This is a genomic window from Bartonella sp. B23, assembly GCF_053793815.1.
Map to the genome: position 1 here is coordinate 517,408 of NZ_CP200033.1, position 16,446 is coordinate 533,853.

General features: G+C 37.0%; 9 protein-coding genes and 1 tRNA gene. 8 read left to right on the plus strand and 2 right to left on the minus strand.

Annotated features, from left to right (window positions below):
• Positions 1-32: 32 nt before the first annotated feature.
• The 4 genes from gor (at position 33) to gltX (ending at position 6,047) form a co-directional block, all read left to right on the plus strand.
• A complete protein-coding gene (gor, locus tag V4B17_RS02175) occupies positions 33-1,418 on the plus strand; it encodes a glutathione-disulfide reductase (RefSeq protein WP_455479870.1) in 1,386 nt (461 codons plus the stop codon).
• Positions 1,419-1,491: 73 nt separating this feature from the next.
• Positions 1,492-2,871: a class II 3-deoxy-7-phosphoheptulonate synthase gene (locus V4B17_RS02180; RefSeq protein ID WP_455480163.1), complete on the plus strand. Its 1,380-nt coding sequence runs from the start codon at positions 1,492-1,494 to the stop codon at positions 2,869-2,871.
• A 124-nt stretch (positions 2,872-2,995) separates the two neighbouring features.
• The gene (locus V4B17_RS02185; RefSeq protein WP_455479871.1) at positions 2,996-4,657 is read left to right on the plus strand and encodes an NAD+ synthase; all 1,662 of its coding nucleotides are present in this window, start codon (positions 2,996-2,998) and stop codon (positions 4,655-4,657) included.
• Between the two features lie 10 nt (positions 4,658-4,667).
• Positions 4,668-6,047 carry a glutamate--tRNA ligase gene (gene gltX, locus V4B17_RS02190; protein WP_455479872.1) on the plus strand — a complete coding sequence of 460 codons (1,380 nt, stop codon included), beginning with the start codon at positions 4,668-4,670 and terminating at the stop codon, positions 6,045-6,047.
• 23 nt (positions 6,048-6,070) lie between these two features.
• Here gltX and V4B17_RS02195 read toward each other — a convergent pair whose 3' ends face one another.
• Both V4B17_RS02195 and V4B17_RS02200 read right to left on the minus strand, forming a co-directional pair.
• On the minus strand, positions 6,071-7,474 hold the full coding sequence (locus V4B17_RS02195; RefSeq protein WP_455479873.1) for a DEAD/DEAH box helicase: 1,404 nt from the start codon (positions 7,472-7,474) through the stop codon (positions 6,071-6,073).
• 147 nt (positions 7,475-7,621) lie between these two features.
• The gene (locus V4B17_RS02200; protein WP_455479874.1) at positions 7,622-8,395 is read right to left on the minus strand and encodes an NAD kinase; all 774 of its coding nucleotides are present in this window, start codon (positions 8,393-8,395) and stop codon (positions 7,622-7,624) included.
• A gap of 271 nt (positions 8,396-8,666) precedes the next feature.
• Between V4B17_RS02200 and V4B17_RS02205 the strand changes: the two genes are divergently transcribed.
• The 4 genes from V4B17_RS02205 to V4B17_RS02220 all read left to right on the plus strand — a co-directional run bounded on the left by V4B17_RS02205 (position 8,667) and on the right by V4B17_RS02220 (position 16,444).
• Positions 8,667-8,743: transfer RNA gene (locus V4B17_RS02205), tRNA-Arg, on the plus strand.
• Between the two features lie 500 nt (positions 8,744-9,243).
• On the plus strand, positions 9,244-10,782 hold the full coding sequence (gene hutH, locus V4B17_RS02210) for a histidine ammonia-lyase (RefSeq protein ID WP_455479875.1): 1,539 nt from the start codon (positions 9,244-9,246) through the stop codon (positions 10,780-10,782).
• Between the two features lie 1,346 nt (positions 10,783-12,128).
• Positions 12,129-13,514 (plus strand): amino acid permease, encoded by a 1,386-nt coding sequence (locus tag V4B17_RS02215; protein WP_455479876.1) that lies wholly within the window; start codon positions 12,129-12,131, stop codon positions 13,512-13,514.
• Positions 13,515-14,680: 1,166 nt separating this feature from the next.
• Complete coding sequence (locus V4B17_RS02220) at positions 14,681-16,444, plus strand: ShlB/FhaC/HecB family hemolysin secretion/activation protein (protein WP_455479877.1); 1,764 nt, start codon at positions 14,681-14,683, stop codon at positions 16,442-16,444.
• Positions 16,445-16,446: the final 2 nt, after the last annotated feature.

Genomic DNA, 16,446 nt, shown 5'->3' on the forward strand with positions numbered 1-16,446 from the left:
CGTTATTGTAGACGTATGAGAAGGAACAGTTCGTGGAATTTTTTGATTTATTCGTTATTGGAAGTGGTTCTGGTGGGGTGCGTGCGGCACGCCTTGCTGGAGGGCTTGGTAAGCGTGTCGCTATAGCAGAAGAGTATCGTATAGGAGGCACCTGTGTTATTCGCGGTTGTGTTCCAAAAAAATTATACGTTTATGCGTCACAATATGCACGAGAATTCAGGAAAAGCATTGGTTTTGGGTGGAGATATGCTGATCCAATTTTTAGCTGGGAAAAATTGGTTGTGGCTAAAAATAAAGAGATATCAAGATTAGAAGGGCTTTATCGCAAGAGCTTACAAGATAATAATGTTCATATTTATGAAAGTCGTGCTGTCTTTGTGGATAGTCATACATTAGAGCTCTCTGCAACAGGTGAGCGGGTAAGGGCAAAAAAAATTTTGATCGCGACGGGGGCAAAAATTGCACCAAACACTGCGATAAAAGGCAATGATTTGTGTCTCACCTCTAATGAAATTTTTGACCTTGAAAAACTTCCAAAATCAATAGTCATTGTTGGTGGCGGATATATTGGTATTGAATTTGCCAATATTTTTCATGAATTAGGTGTAAAAACGACACTACTCCATCGTGGTGATTTAATTCTTCGTAACTTTGACTATGACTTGCGACAATTACTTAATGATGCAATGATTGAAAAAGGGATTTCTATTATCTATGGGGTGACAGTTTCCAAAGTGCAAGCGAGAGGGAATTGTTATAATGTTGTTTTATCAAGTGGACAAACGATCAGTACTGATCGGATTATGTTGGCTACGGGGCGTGTGCCAAATACAGCGGGTTTAGGACTCGAACGGGCAGGCGTTAAACTGGATGAATTTGGTGCAGTTGTTGTTGATGAAAGAATGACAACAAATATACCCCACATTTGGGCTGTTGGTGATGTAACAGGTCATATTCAATTGACACCTGTTGCAATTCATGATGCAGTGTGCTTCGTTAAGACTGCGTTTGAGAATACACCTACAACACCTGATTATGATTTAATCACGACAGCTGTTTTTTCACAGCCCGAAATTGGAACAGTTGGTCTTTCAGAAGAAGATGCGGTACGCCGTTATAAACATCTTGAAATTTATCGTTCAGTCTTCCGTCCTATGCGCAATGTTTTTTCTGGGAGTTCAGAGAAAATGTTTATGAAGCTCATTGTTGATGGTGAAAGTCGTACCGTTGTAGGTGTTCATATTTTGGGAGAGAACGCTGGTGAGATGGCACAGCTTATAGGGATAGCTCTCAAAGGAAAACTGACGAAAGATATCTTTGATGAAACCATGGCCGTGCATCCAACAATGGCAGAAGAGCTTGTAACGATGTATAAACCAAGTTATGTCTATGAAAATGGAAGAAAAGTAGAAAATTGAACAACGCACGTTATGGTAAGCGACGAAGCTTTTATTACGATAAGTTGTGAGCTTAAGCTCTGGAGAAAGTATGATGATAAAAGAATGGACGCCTAGATCTTGGAGAGCGAAGCCAATTAAACAAGTTCCGACTTATCCGGATGAATTTGTGTTAGCGGATGTTGAACGCAAGCTACGTAGCTATCCTCCTTTAGTTTTTGCGGGTGAAGCACGTGATTTGAAAAATGAATTAGCAGCTGTTGCACAGGGTCGGGCTTTTTTATTGCAAGGTGGAGATTGTGCAGAAAGCTTTGCAGAACACGAAGCTGATAATATCCGTGATTTTTTTCGTGTATTTTTGCAAATGGCGGTTGTTTTAACTTTTGGCAGTTTTAAACCTGTTGTTAAAATTGGTCGTATTGCTGGACAGTTTGCAAAGCCGCGCTCTTCTGATATGGAAAAAAAGGGGGAAATTGAACTTCCTTCTTATCGGGGGGATATTATTAATGGTATTGAGTTTGGAGCAGATTCTCGTATTCCTGATCCACAACGAATGTCTATGGCTTATCGCCAATCCGCAGCAACGCTTAATCTGTTGCGTGCTTTTTCACAAGGGGGGTATGCCGATTTAGAAAATGTTCATGCATGGATGTTGAGTTTCGTTTCTAACAGCCCACAGGGTGAGCGTTATGAGCTATTAGCAGAGCGTATTTCTGAAGCGATTGATTTTATGCGTTCCATAGGAATTACTTCCAAAACAAATTCTTCATTACGTGAAACATCTTTTTATACCAGCCATGAAGCACTTTTGCTTGGTTATGAAGAAGCTTTAACACGAATTGATTCGACTTCTGGAGATTGGTATGCAACATCCGGTCATATGTTATGGATTGGTGATCGTACACGTCAGATTGACCATGCTCACGTTGAATATTGTCGCGGTATTAAAAATCCGATTGGGTTGAAATGTGGTCCTTCCATTGAACCTGATGAACTTTTGAGATTGATTGATATTTTGAATCCTGAAAATGAGATGGGGCGATTGATTCTCATTACGCGTTTTGGGTATGATAAAGTTGAAAATTATCTTCCTAAATTGATCCGTGCAGTTGAGCGGGAAAAACGTAAGGTTGTATGGTCGTGTGATCCAATGCATGGCAATACAGTTACAGCAAATGGCTATAAGACTCGTCCCTTTGATTATGTTTTAAAAGAAGTTGAAAATTTTTTTTCAGTGCATCGTGGGGAAGGAACTTATCCAGGTGGCATTCACATTGAAATGACTGGTCGTAATGTAACCGAATGCACAGGTGGTGCACATGCTATTTCTGCAGAAGATTTGTCTGATCGCTATCATACGCAGTGTGATCCCCGATTAAATGCAGATCAGGCTTTGGAACTAGCGTTTCTTGTTGCTGAACTCCTTAAAAAAAATCGTGATACTGATTCATTAGGATTTGCTGCAAATGGTTAGATAAAACATGACACAACATTTTTTATTTTAGGTGTTTGTAAGGGGGATTTTTCGAAAAAAAGACTATTTTTGGTGGTTAAAATAGAGTTGTGGTTTCAAAACTGATGAAATGATACAAAGACTTATGAAAAATGATTTTCGGGTAGCAGTTGCCCAATTAAATCCCGTTGTTGGTGATATTGAAGGAAATTTTTCTCTTGCCGCAAGGGTGTATCAGGAAGCTAAGGAAAAGGGAGCTGACCTTGTTTTATTCACTGAGCTTTTTATTAGTGCTTATCCACCAGAAGATCTTGTTCTTAAACCTGCGTTTACAAAGAGATGTGAAGATGCTGTTAAGGAATTAGCAAAGGAAACGGCAGGGGGAACTGGAATCGTGATTGGTCTTCCTTTAAGGCGGGATGGTAAAATTTACAATGGTGCTATGCTTCTTGATGAAGGACGGATAATTGCTGAAATCTTGAAATTTGATTTGCCTAATTATGCAGAGTTTGACGAAAAGCGTGTATTTTCTCCCGGTTCGCGTCCTAATCCTCTTATCTATCGTGGGGTAGGAGTAGGAATAGTGATTTGTGAAGATATTTGGAATGATTCTTCACTTTGTGCAGAACTTGGCAGTAAAGGAGCCGAGATTATTCTCGTTCTTAATGCATCTCCTTATTGCCGCAAGAAAACACTGAAACGTGTAGAAATTGTACGTGCGCAAGCGCTTCAATCTGGCTTGCCAATTATCTATGCCAATCCAGTTGGTGGCCAAGATGAGCTTGTTTTTGACGGGGGATCTTTTGCGCTGAACGGACAAGGCAAAATGGTGTTTCAAATGAAACACTTTGAAAGCCATCTTGCTTTGAGTCATTGGCAGCGAAGAACGACGGGATGGCAATGTGTTTCTGGTTCCAATGAAAATCTTCTTAATGGGTTAGCTGCTGATTATCAAGCCTGTGTTTTGGCTTTGAGAGATTATGTCAATAAAAACCGCTTTAAGAACGTTATTCTTGGTCTTTCAGGAGGGATTGATTCAGCACTTTGTACAGCAATAGCGGTGGATGCTCTTGGCTCTGAGAGAGTTCGCACTATAATGATGCCTTATCACTATACTTCGCAAGAATCGTTAAAAGATGCTAAAGAGTGTGCACGTCTTTTAGGGTGTCATTATGAAATAATACCGATTGAGCAACCTGTTGAAGCTTGTTTGAACATAATGGCGCCAGTTTTTTCAGGGTTGCCATCTGATGTGACAGAAGAAAATCTTCAAAGCCGTATACGCGGTACACTTTTAATGGCACTTTCCAATAAATTTGGTTCAATGGTAGTGACAACAGGCAATAAGTCGGAAATGGCTGTGGGATATGCAACACTTTACGGTGATATGAATGGAGGCTTCAATCCTATTAAGGATATTTATAAAATGCAGGTTTATGCATTAGCTGAGTGGCGCAATAAAAATCATTTGCAAAATTTTGAGGGGCCGGATGGAATTGTCATTCCATCCAATATTATAAAAAAAGCGCCTTCTGCAGAGTTGCGGGAAAATCAAAAAGATGAAGATTCTCTTCCTCCCTATCCTATTTTAGATGATATTTTGCAATCTCTTATCGAAAATGACATGAGCGTGTGTGATATTATTAAACGTGGATATTTACGGGAAACGGTTGAGCAAATTGAGTGCCTTCTTTATGGCGCCGAATATAAAAGGCGACAGTCCGCACCCGGTGTAAAAATCAGCTACAAAAACCTTGGACGTGCTCGTCGTTATCCTATAGTCAATCGTTTTCATGATAAAAGTTGAGCATTATTTAATGACAAAAGTTCGTTTTGCCCCATCTCCAACAGGTTATGTTCACATTGGAAATATCCGTATTGCTTTGTTCAACTGGCTTTATGCGCAAGCGCATAATGGAGCATTTGTTTTACGCTATGATGATACAGATGCTGAACGTTCCAAACAAGAATATATTGATGCTATTGCGATTGATCTTGAGTGGCTTGGTATCCAACCAGATGAAATTTATCACCAATCTAAACGGTTTGGCCGGTATGATGAAGTTGCAGAAATTCTCAAACAACGCGGGCTTCTTTATCCCTGTTATGAGACTGAAGAAGAATTAGAGCGGCGTCGTAAAATCCAACTTTCACGCAAATTGCCTCCTATTTATGATCGTGCAGCATTAAAATTGACAGCAGAAGAGAAAAAAGAATTCGAATCACAAGGTCGTAAACCTCATTGGCGTTTTCTTCTTCCTAATTTTGAAAATAATCCTCTACAAACAAAGCGAACAGAAGTTTGCTGGAATGATGCAGTAAAGGGAAAGCAGACGATTGATTTGGCTTCTCTTTCAGATCCTGTTCTTATTCGTGAAGATGGAAGCTACCTTTATACATTACCCTCTGTTGTTGATGATGTAGATATGGCTATTACGCATATTATTCGTGGGGATGATCATATTACAAATACAGGTGCTCAAATTTCTCTTTTTAAAGCTCTTAATGCAGAATTACCAATTTTTGGTCATATCAATTTATTGTCTACAGTTTTAGGAAAAGGGTTTTCAAAGCGTAATAATGATCTTTCTATTCGTTCTCTACGAGAAGAAGGATTTGAATCTATCGCTGTTCAATGCCTTGCTGTTTTGATTGGGACATCACAAAATGTACATCCCTATTCCAATCAAGCAGCGCTTTTAGAGCATTTTAATCTCAAAGATACGTCAAGATCGGTTGCAAAATTTGATATTGCTGATCTTCTTGCTTTGAATAGTCATTTTGTCCATGAGCTAACCTATGAGGAAGTTCAAATGCGACTTAAAAGCCTTTCTATTGATGGAGAAAAGGCGGAGTGCTTTTGGAACGCGATAAGAAGCAATATTGATAGAGTAAATGATGCAGTTTTGTGGTGGAAAATCATTCATGATGAACAAAATTTTGATACAGTGGCACCAGAGGATCGTGCTTTCGTGCAGCAGTCACTCAATTTATTACCTGAAGGTGTTTTGAATGAGGAAAGTTGGAAAGTTTGGACAACAGCATTAAAAGAAAAAACAGGACGTGGTGGAAAAGCTTTGTTCATGCCATTACGCCAGGCACTTACAGGTATGGATCATGGACCTGAAATGGGAAAACTTTTACGGCTTTTAGGGCGTGAAAAAATAGTAGAAAGGCTAACTATCCAAGAGAAGTAAAAGTGGCGCCTTCAGAGTACTTTTTAGGTGCGGATTTTTATGAGCATAAATGCTGGAATGTCATCGCCAAATCCAAGAGGAGTGTAGTTCTTATTGTTTTGATGATGATGCTTTTGAGGCGGATTTTCTATATTGTTTGCAGATTCTGTGCTATCCAATTTATTATCCTGTAAAGACTTTTTAGTTCGAACAGCGCGTCCTTTTTGAGAAGTTCTCTTTACTGATTTTTGAGATTTTTTCTCTACATCGGCGTCGTCTTCTTGATCATCGGTCGTTAAAGTAGAAAGATCTCCATTGAGCCATTCAAGTTTTTCATTGCTCATTTCTTCAATAGCATTGACATATTTTTGGTCAGCTTTTGTAACAATCGTAAAAGCTTTTCCACTACGATTTGCGCGCCCTGTACGACCAATTCGATGAATATAGTCTTCAGCGTGTGTGGGAACGTCATAGTTGAAGACATGGCTTACAGCTGGGATATCAAGTCCACGGGCGGCAACATCAGATGCAACAAGAAGTGTGAGTTTATTGTCTTTAAAATCGGTCAATGTGCTCATGCGCGAGTATTGATCCATATCCCCATGAAGTGCACCCACACTAAAATTATGTCTGACGAGAGATCTAAAAAGTTCAGAGATATCTCTTTTTCGATTACAAAAAATAATAGCGTTTTGAAGTTCATCACCTTCATTATGAATAAGTTCTCGCAAAACAGCTCTTTTATCCCATGATTTATTTCCCGATTTGACGAGCCTCTGTGTAATTGTGGTTGCAGTTGAAGATGCTTTTGTAATTTCAACAGAAACAGGAGAATGTAAAAATTTCTCTGTTAGTTTTGCAATTTCTGGCGCCATTGTTGCAGAAAAGAACAAAGTTTGACGTGTAAAAGGGGTGAGTTTACAGATGCGTTCAATATCAGGAATAAAGCCCATATCCAACATGCGATCAGCTTCATCAATAACAAGAATTTCTACGCCCATCAGGAGCAATTTACCGCGTTTGAAATGATCGAGAAGACGTCCTGGTGTTGCGATAAGCACATCAGCACCCCGTTCAAGTTTACGATCTTGCTGTTCAAAAGAAACACCACCAATCAAAAGTGCAACATTTAAACGATGATTTATTCCATATTTATCGAAGTTTTCTTCGACTTGGGCTGCAAGTTCTCGTGTTGGTTCTAATACGATAGTACGGGGCATTCGCGCCCTTGCACGGCCTTTTTCAAGAAGTGTGAGCATAGGCAAAACAAAAGAAGCTGTTTTTCCAGTCCCTGTTTGAGCAATACCCAGAACATCTTTTCTTTGAAGCACGTGAGGAATTGTTCCACTTTGAATAGGTGTCGGAACTGTATACCCCGCTGACCTTACTGCTTTAATAACCTTTTCAGAAAGGCCCAAACCATCAAAACTTTTTAAAGTTGGTACCATTTTTCTATCAATTGCTCTACGATTTTAACTTCTCTATCCAAACTATTTTGAGGTTTAAGTATTCGATACTCTCAAAGAGGGTTAAAGTGCCTTCATAAAAAAGTCAACTCTAACAGCCATATACCCAGAGAAAGCATGATACAATAATTAATAGCGAAATTGTTCTGATAAAATACGTTCATCCCATGAATGGTTAGAGTCAAAAAGGATTGAGACCGTTACCTCTGTTGCCATTGAAATAGTAACTGAATGGACAGATTTTACCTCAACATTATCGGCAGCAGCGTTTACAGGACGTTTTTCAGGTTCGAGCATATCAAAGCGTACTATTGCCGTATTAGGAAGCAGCGCCCCATGCCATCGACGAGGACGAAAGGGGCTAACGGGGGTGAGTGCCATAAGGGGAGCCATGAGGGGCAAGATAGGTCCGTGTGCTGATAAATTATATGCAGTAGACCCTGCTGGTGTTGCAACGAGGATGCCATCACAATTTAATTGTTCCATACGCACGCTGTCATCAATACTGATACGGATTTTTGCTGCTTGGTAAGATTGACGGAATAATGAGACTTCATTGATTGCAAGTGTCTCAATATATTCTTGACATTCAGCTTTTGCAATCATGCGCAGGGGATGAATTTCCTTTTTATGTGCGACAGCAATGCGACTTGGTAATTTTTGTTCATGAAATTCATTCATGAGAAATCCTACAGAACCTTGATTCATACCGTAAATAGGTTTTCCGGTGTTCATAACGTCTCGCACTGTTTGCAACATTGTTCCATCCCCACCAATTGCAACAATAACGTCACTTTCTTCGAGGGAAGAATGACCATAAATGGAAATTAATTTATGGGAAGCTTTGGTGGCATCTATAGTTTCTGCAGAGATAAAATGAAAGCGGCTTGGTAATTTAGTCATTAAGGATTATCCTGATATTTGCAATTTATCTTGTAGCTTACTTTTTGAGAATTTTGAAGTTGTAATAAAAGTTGTTTTCTCAACAAGAAAATAATTTTGTGCGAAAAGGAAGTTATTTGAAGATAAAATTTCATGGCAGGAGAGAGGATAAGGAGCGTGCGTAGTCGCATAAATCATAAACGAGTATTTTTTATCAGAATGATAATTTTCCATTGAAGCTGAGAGTGTGATCAGCTAAAAGGCTATAGATGGTTTTGACAATCAGTTTTAAGCACCCGTAGCTCAGCTGGATAGAGCGCTGCCCTCCGAAGGCAGAGGTCACAGATTCGAATTCTGTCGGGTGCACCAAGCCCCTCGATACCATTTTATATCATTTTTGTAACAGTATTAATTATTTTTGAAAATAAAATATTTCTATTTTAAAAGGAAAATTTCATTGAAGTGCATTATCAAGTTATATACTAAATAGTGGAAGTAATTTTAAAATGAGCAAGTTTTTTGCTTTTTATGGAGCTCTTTTTGTTCATTACTTTGTGTATTTAAATCAATGAAGTGGGGAGAATAATGTAGAAAATTGCTGTTATTTTTTCAACATTATTACATTCTGTACACACAACAGAAAATACTCCTTAATTTATGGGGTAAAGCCATTCTTTCCATTATTTTATTCGGTCAATTGGAATTAAGAATTTTTTTTCGATATTTCTATTTATTATTTAAGAACATAATTTATTTATCCAGATCATTTTAATCTCCACATAAGTGTTAGAGAGAAAAAATGATTTTTCTGTTATCCTAAATAAATGGAAAGTATGAATATAGGCTATAAATGAGCGAGAGATAAAATTATGACTATTGTGCTAAATCCCGGTAAAGTAACGCTTAACGAACTTGAGGCTGTTTACTGGAATGGTGAAATAAGCAAACTTCATAATGATACGCATCTGGCTATCAAAAAGGGAGCAGACCGCATTGCTAAAATTGCTTCGAGGAGTGAGCCAGTTTACGGTATCAATACCGGTTTTGGAAAATTAGCGTCGATTAAAATTGATGTAAATGATGTGATAATTTTACAAAGAAATCTTATTTTGTCACATTGTTGTGGTGTGGGGGCTCCTTTACCGGAAAATATTGTACGTCTGATGATGACCTTAAAACTTATTTCGCTCGGGCGAGGAGCTTCTGGTGTTCGTCTAGAATTGGTGCATTTGTTAGAAGATATGCTTGCGAATGGAGTTATTCCTGTTATCCCTGAAAAGGGGTCTGTTGGTGCATCAGGTGATCTTGCGCCTCTTGCTCACATGGCCGCTGTTATGATGGGAGAGGGAGAAGCATTCTTTCAAAATATTCGTATGAGTGGGGCGTCTGCTTTAGAAAAAGCAGGATTGTCACCTGTTGTTTTAGAAGCAAAAGAAGGTCTAGCTCTTATCAATGGTACTCAAACATCAACAGCACTTGCTCTTGCAGGTCTTTTTCGTGGTTATAGGGCATTGTGTGGTGGACTTCTTGCAGGAGCATTGACAACAGATGCCGTCATGGGATCAACAGCTCCATTTCACTCTGATATCCATATCTTACGGGGACATTATGGGCAGATTGTCGTATCACAAATATTAGAAGAGCTTTTAGAGAATTCAGAAATTCGGGCTGCACATTTGCGTGATGATGTCCGTGTACAAGATCCTTATTGTATACGTTGTCAACCACAGGTTATGGGAGCATGTTTTGATATTCTTATCGCAGCAGCAAAAACACTGATTATTGAAGCAAATGCAGTTACAGATAATCCGTTAATTTTAAGCAATGGTGAAGTTGTATCGGGTGGAAATTTTCATGCTGAACCTGTAGCATTTGCCGCTGATCAGATCGCTCTTGCTTTATGTGAGATAGGTTCCATTTGTCAAAGGCGTATTGCCCTTATGGTTGATCCAGCAATTTCTCATGGACTTCCAGCTTTTTTAGCGCGAAATGCGGGTCTTAATTCAGGTTTTATGATTGCTGAAGTAACTGCAGCTGCTTTAATGTCTGAAAATAAACAAATGGCACATCCTGCTTCAGTTGATTCGACACCAACTTCAGCAAATCAAGAAGATCACGTTTCAATGGCTTGTCATGGTGCACGTCGATTGCTAACGATGAGCGAAAACCTTTTTACCATTATTGGCATTGAAACGCTTATTGCAGCACAAGGAATTGAATATCGTACTCCTTTAAAAACAAGCTCTTTTCTGCAATCTGTTATGGAGCACCTACGTAAAAATATTGATACCCTTAAGGAAGATCGCTATATGGCTCCAGATCTTCATAAGGGGCACATACTTGTGAGTGAGGGGCACTTATTGTCTATTTTACCAAAAACAATTTTTCCATCACTAGAATCCAAGTAATATTTATTTTGATATCAAATAGGGAAGGAAGACACTTAATTTGTGAGTTTTCCTATATAGAAATTGGGTAAAGTGATATATTTTAGTGATAAATGAATATGTGTCCATGTATCAACTAATATGTAGTGGGTGTCTGTATCCAATTATCTCTTCAAGTGAGCATAACAGTGTATGGACTGGCTTTTAATATCAACAAAAATTGCATAAAATCAATAACATATAAAAACTCGCCAATCTTTAAAAGCTTTGAAATAGCGTTAGAAAATGTCCCTACAGTTCGTATTTTAGACCAAATTGCCTCCTTAGCGCAAGTTTTGCAAGAAAAAAGTTATTGTAGCGATTGTAACTCCTTTTTTGATTTTTTCTCTGATTGTAGATCCACTTTTTTCTACAGTATTTTAATTTGAAATGCGAATGACAATCATATTTTTCGTCTCAACAAAGATTCCTTCTCATATGATGTTATGACAGCGAAAAGGCTCTCTCGAGATCTGCTTCTCCCAAGATTTTCATTAAGCTCCACGATTTTCAAAAAACAAAAAATAACTGTTATGAAAATACATAATATATTGCTTTTAAATATTTTTCCCAATTTTACTGTTTAAAATAATGATAAAATCACAATAAAATATTTATAATATCAAAATTTATACTTTAATTATGTTATAGAAGATAAGCTAAAAATAGAAGATTAAATTACTCCAAAAAGCAATTTTTTAATATTGGCTTTTATAAGTTTGTGCTGATAAACTAGATCATCATGAGGCAAAATAGTTCCTTTAGGGAAAACACGTGTTTTAAAGTAATTAGATTTCCTAAGAAGTGGATTTAGTGCACTTTATGACTTAATTTAAAGCCAATTAGTTGATGTTAAAAGTTGCTTCATGGGCTGTTGTACACAATTTTTGTTTGTTGTAAACTGAGCAAGTAATAGAGAATTTTCTTAGATACCGATAGAAAATTTATTGACTTGCCAAAAATGTAGCTTTACGAACTTTAGGCTTCTATTTCTGTGAAGTGAAAAGAGAGCGTTGCAATTGGTAGTCTCATCAAATTCAGCATTTTTTCTGCAGAACAAAAATAGAGAATACAAAAATAAACTTAAAGGACAATGATAAAAAATTGCATTACCACTTGATCAAAATAACATGATAAAAAATGAGAGCGTTGAAAAAGCTGAATAACCCATAATAAGAGTGTTCTTCCATTATTTACAATAGAGAGTTTGGTAAGCATTGTTCAATGCTTTTTGAATATACCTTCGAGAGAAAAATGAGGCTTTATGATGAATAAAGTCATAATTGTGGTATGGTTTTTGATCAATAATTCAGTGAAGAAGGAAAAAAATGAGAACAAACGAGCTTAAACGAGGTATGAGCAAGCGCCAAGTTATTTTTTTAGCTCTTGGTTCTGCTATTGGAACAGGCCTTTTTTATGGGTCTGCACAAGCGATTAAGCTTGCTGGTCCAAGTGTTCTCATAGCCTATTGTATTTCTGGTTTTGCTATTTTTATGGTTATGCGGGCTCTTGGTGAGATGATTATTCACAATCCACTACCCGGTTCTTTTGCTCGTTATGCTGTAAATTACATATCACCATTGGCAGGTTTTTTAACAGGATGGATATATGTTTTTGAGATGCTTCTTGTTGGATTGGCTGATATCACGGCTTTTGCGACTTATATGGGGTTTTGGTATCCTGATGTTGCTCCTTGGATATGGGCACTTAGCATTACACTGATCATTACCAGTATCAATTTGGCAGCAGTAGAAGTGTATGGTGAGCTAGAGTTTTGGCTATCTTCTATTAAAATTATTGCTATCATTGCAATGATTATTTTAGGAATAGTAATTATTTTGTATGGTTGGGGAACAACTCCTGCTGCTTCCACTGTAAGTATCCATAATTTATGGAAAAATGGAGGTATTTTTCCCAATGGTTGGTTTGGTTTTTTTGCTTGCTTTAGTGTTGTTGTATTTGCTTTTGGTGGTGTAGAAATTATCGGTATGGCAGTGATGGAAATACAAGATCCTCATAAAACACTTTCAAAGGCTATTAATTCTACTCCTGTACGTATTTTGCTATTTTATATCATTAGCTTAGCCATTTTAATGTCACTTTATCCTTGGAATAAAATTGGTCTTATGGACAGTCCTTTCGTTTCAATTTTTGAAAGTCTTGGGATCTCAGCGGCAGCTAATATTCTGAATATTGTTGTTGTCATAGCTGCTGTTTCTGCAATGAACAGTGCGATGTATGGCGCTGCTCGCATGATACATGGGCTTTCGCAGGAAGGGTATGCTTTAAAGAAGTTTCAATATTTATCAAAAAACGGTATACCGATTTTTGTTATTTTATTGATTTTAGGTATTTTCCTTTTTGGAGTTGTTCTGAATTACTTGTTCCACGAGCAACTTTTTTTTCTCATTGCAGCAATGGCGACATTTGCGACAGTTTTCGTTTGGATGATGATATTATTTTCGCAAATTTTTATGCGGCTTAAAATGTCTAAAGAAGTACAATCTAGTTTGAAATTTCCAATTCCATTTTGGCCAATAGGGTCAATTTTTTCTATCCTATTTATGGTTTTTATTTTTATGCTGTTATGTTTTTTTGATGATACACGACCAGTTTTAGTTGTAGGTATTAGTTGGGTTGTTTTGCTTGTTATTTGTTTCTATGTGCTTAAATTTTATAATCTAAAAAAACAAGGAAGTATGAATAAGAATTAAGTTGGGATAAAAGGCTGATAATTCTATGATAGAAGGATAATTATTCAACAAAAATTAGAAGTAACTTGCTGATTTTCATTTTGTTTGGAAGAAATATGTATGTTATTGCTGATAATGGCTGTCAAATTATATAAAGCAGGAATAGTTACAAAGTTGGCAGGTCATTGTTGAGAAACAAGCAGTTATATAAATTTTCTTCTCTGATTTCAACTACACCAGCTTTGGCTACAAGTTTTCTCTAGGTACAAAAATGTCGTGAAAAAAGGGAAAGCTCCTATAATATTTTAGTATTATTTTATACAATAATTATATCGAAACCATTATTTTTTGTTTTATAAAAATATTGCTTCATTTAACATTAGCTTAATAAAAATATTTATAAATTATAATAATAATGAAATTATTTAATTATTTTTATTTTACTAATATAACAAGTAATAAAATAAGTTTATTCATTTAGATTATAATTTTGTTTAAAATTAATTATTTTATATTGATATTTTTAATTTTTAGAATAGAATGAAAGCTTCATATTGGTTTAAATATAAATTAGTTGTCTACACTTAATTGATAGGTTTATACTGATAGGTTTATTATAACGATTACAAGAGTTGTAGTGAAAGTTGTAGTAAAGTCTTGTGCTTTTCTATAATTTATCCATTATGTATTAATTAATATATAATTTACTACATAACAAGCTATATAAGGGGCAAACAACAAGCAGAATTTTAAATAAAATAAGTTTATGATTAGTTTGACTGTTGAGTTTTCTCTAAGCTTTCATAAAAAAGAGTTGAAATAAAGAAACAACGGGAAATATTCACGAATACAATAGCATTCAGTATGGTATGAAAGTAGGAAGCTGTTGGTATAGCTGCCACATTTTTGTGGTAAATAAAGACAAGAAATGGATCGACAGTTTCTTTTATTTGCAGGTGTTATTCTACTGTATATTTATCCGTTTAGTAGTTTTCATTGCAGGGTTGATAGTGAAGATGGGAAGAACAGATTTTATCACAATGGAAATAAAACAAAACACTGTGTGTATTCTTACAAATAGGATGATATGGAAGCAGTCATTTTTTTATTTTAAATGGATGTTCCGTCATCACCAAATTTTTTTAGGAAGTTTTTCATGAAATACAAATGCGTGGAGCTAACCTATAATGTTTTTTATAATATTAAGCCAAGATTGCTTATTAAGAGTTTTTGTTTTTTTTATTTTGTTGTTTAATTTTTTTAATACTTTTATAGCATCTGCGCAAACACCTACAGACAATTTTTCCCGTGAGCATAGTGAGCAACAAAGATTACAGAATCTTGAGCATTTACGGGCTTTAACGCCTAAAGGCATGAACAGTTCTCCTGAAAGAAAACAAAGCGCGCATCTTAGTGGCGGAGACTGCTTTACCATTCATAATATTATTATTGAGGGAGTGCATCACGTCAAAAATCATGCTTTTGCAGCCATAACAGAGCCTTATATTGGAAGATGTATTGGGCTTTATGATATCCAGATATTGATCAAACAGTTAACCAAAGTCTATCTCGATAAAGGTTATGTGGCGGCGCGTTTTTATATTCCTGATCAAGATATTAAAAACAGCAAGACGCTCAAATTTGTCGTTGTTGAAGGCAAGCTCTCAGAGATTTACTATAATGGTTCACCAGCGTCTCGTTATAACAATGTTGTATGGAGTGCTTTTCCTGGGCTTAAAGGGCGCATTCTCAATATGCGCGATATTGAACAAGGACTTGATCAGATGAACAGGCTCCAGTCAGCACATGCTAAAAGCGAACTTCTTCCTGGAAGCGAAGATGGAAGTACAATTATCAATATCAGCAATCGGCCTGATAAAGCTTTAAAGGTTACATTTTCTCATGATAATCTTGGGCAATTGTCAACGGGCTATGCACGTTATAATGCGGGTTTAAAGCTGGAAAATATTTTAGAGATGAATGATGCGTGGGCTTTTAGCTATCAACGCAGTGAACAAGGCTATTGGGGTGGTATCGAGCAAGAGGGGCATAGCAATAACATTTCTGCGAGTGTGAGTATTCCTTACGGTTATTGGACATTTTACCTTAGCGGCTATGTCTATAATTATCAAAGTCTTATAAAGGGAAACTTCACAGATATGGAAACAACAGGCAATTCCAGTGAATTATATGGCAGCACCAGTTATGTCCTTCACCGTGATAGTTTTTCGCTCACAACACTGAATTTTGGTTTTTCTTATAAAAGAACCAATAATTATCTGCTTGGAAATAAGATTGAGGTTGGCAGTCGCCAATACAGCGTTGCCAATTTTGGGATATCGCATTCTCGCAAGATGCTTGGTGGAACGTGGACATTTGATATAAGTTATTTGCAAGGGCTTCGTTTGTTTCATTCTGTCAAAAAACATGATCTAGGGGCAGGGGATGCGGAGCCTCAATTTGCGAAGTTGACAGGTATGATCAGTGCAATGACGCCCTTCAAGTTAGGGGAGTGGAATTTTGTACTGAGTAATCTTTTGAGCGGGCAATATTCGCCTCATAATTTATTGGGTGCGGAGCAGATTTCGTTAGGAGGGGCTTCAAATGTGCGCGGGACGCGCGACAGTTTAATTTTTGGTAATAACGGTTTTTTTACTCGTAATGACTTGTTGCTGCGAACAATTCCGTGGAGCGATAACGTTGTTTTCAAAAGTGTTTTTGGTGAATTTCGCCCTTATATTGGTTTGGACTACGGTCGTGCTTTTTCGCAACCCCAGGCAGACAATCGTTTGTATGGTTTTACGAGTGAACAGCTTGCAGGTTGGACAGCGGGCGTAAAGCTTCAGGGGGGAATTATCTCTCTTGATGCGAGCTATTCGAGTATTCTGTGGAGCACAGTCAAGCATAAAAAATCTGGCACATTTTTTATGACATTAACAATGGATCTTTAAGC

What these genes read in the sequence shown, in the direction of transcription:
- V4B17_RS02185 (WP_455479871.1), top strand. Translation starts at nt 2,996, where the DNA reads ATGAAAAATGATTTTCGGGTAGCAGTTGCCCAATTAAATCCCGTTGTT.
- V4B17_RS02180 (WP_455480163.1), top strand. Translation starts at nt 1,492, where the DNA reads ATGATAAAAGAATGGACGCCTAGATCTTGGAGAGCGAAGCCAATTAAA.
- gltX (WP_455479872.1), top strand. Translation starts at nt 4,668, where the DNA reads ATGACAAAAGTTCGTTTTGCCCCATCTCCAACAGGTTATGTTCACATT.
- V4B17_RS02200 (WP_455479874.1), bottom strand. Translation starts at nt 8,395, where the DNA reads ATGACTAAATTACCAAGCCGCTTTCATTTTATCTCTGCAGAAACTATA.
- V4B17_RS02215 (WP_455479876.1), top strand. Translation starts at nt 12,129, where the DNA reads ATGAGAACAAACGAGCTTAAACGAGGTATGAGCAAGCGCCAAGTTATT.
- V4B17_RS02195 (WP_455479873.1), bottom strand. Translation starts at nt 7,474, where the DNA reads ATGGTACCAACTTTAAAAAGTTTTGATGGTTTGGGCCTTTCTGAAAAG.
- hutH (WP_455479875.1), top strand. Translation starts at nt 9,244, where the DNA reads ATGACTATTGTGCTAAATCCCGGTAAAGTAACGCTTAACGAACTTGAG.
- V4B17_RS02220 (WP_455479877.1), top strand. Translation starts at nt 14,681, where the DNA reads ATGTTTTTTATAATATTAAGCCAAGATTGCTTATTAAGAGTTTTTGTT.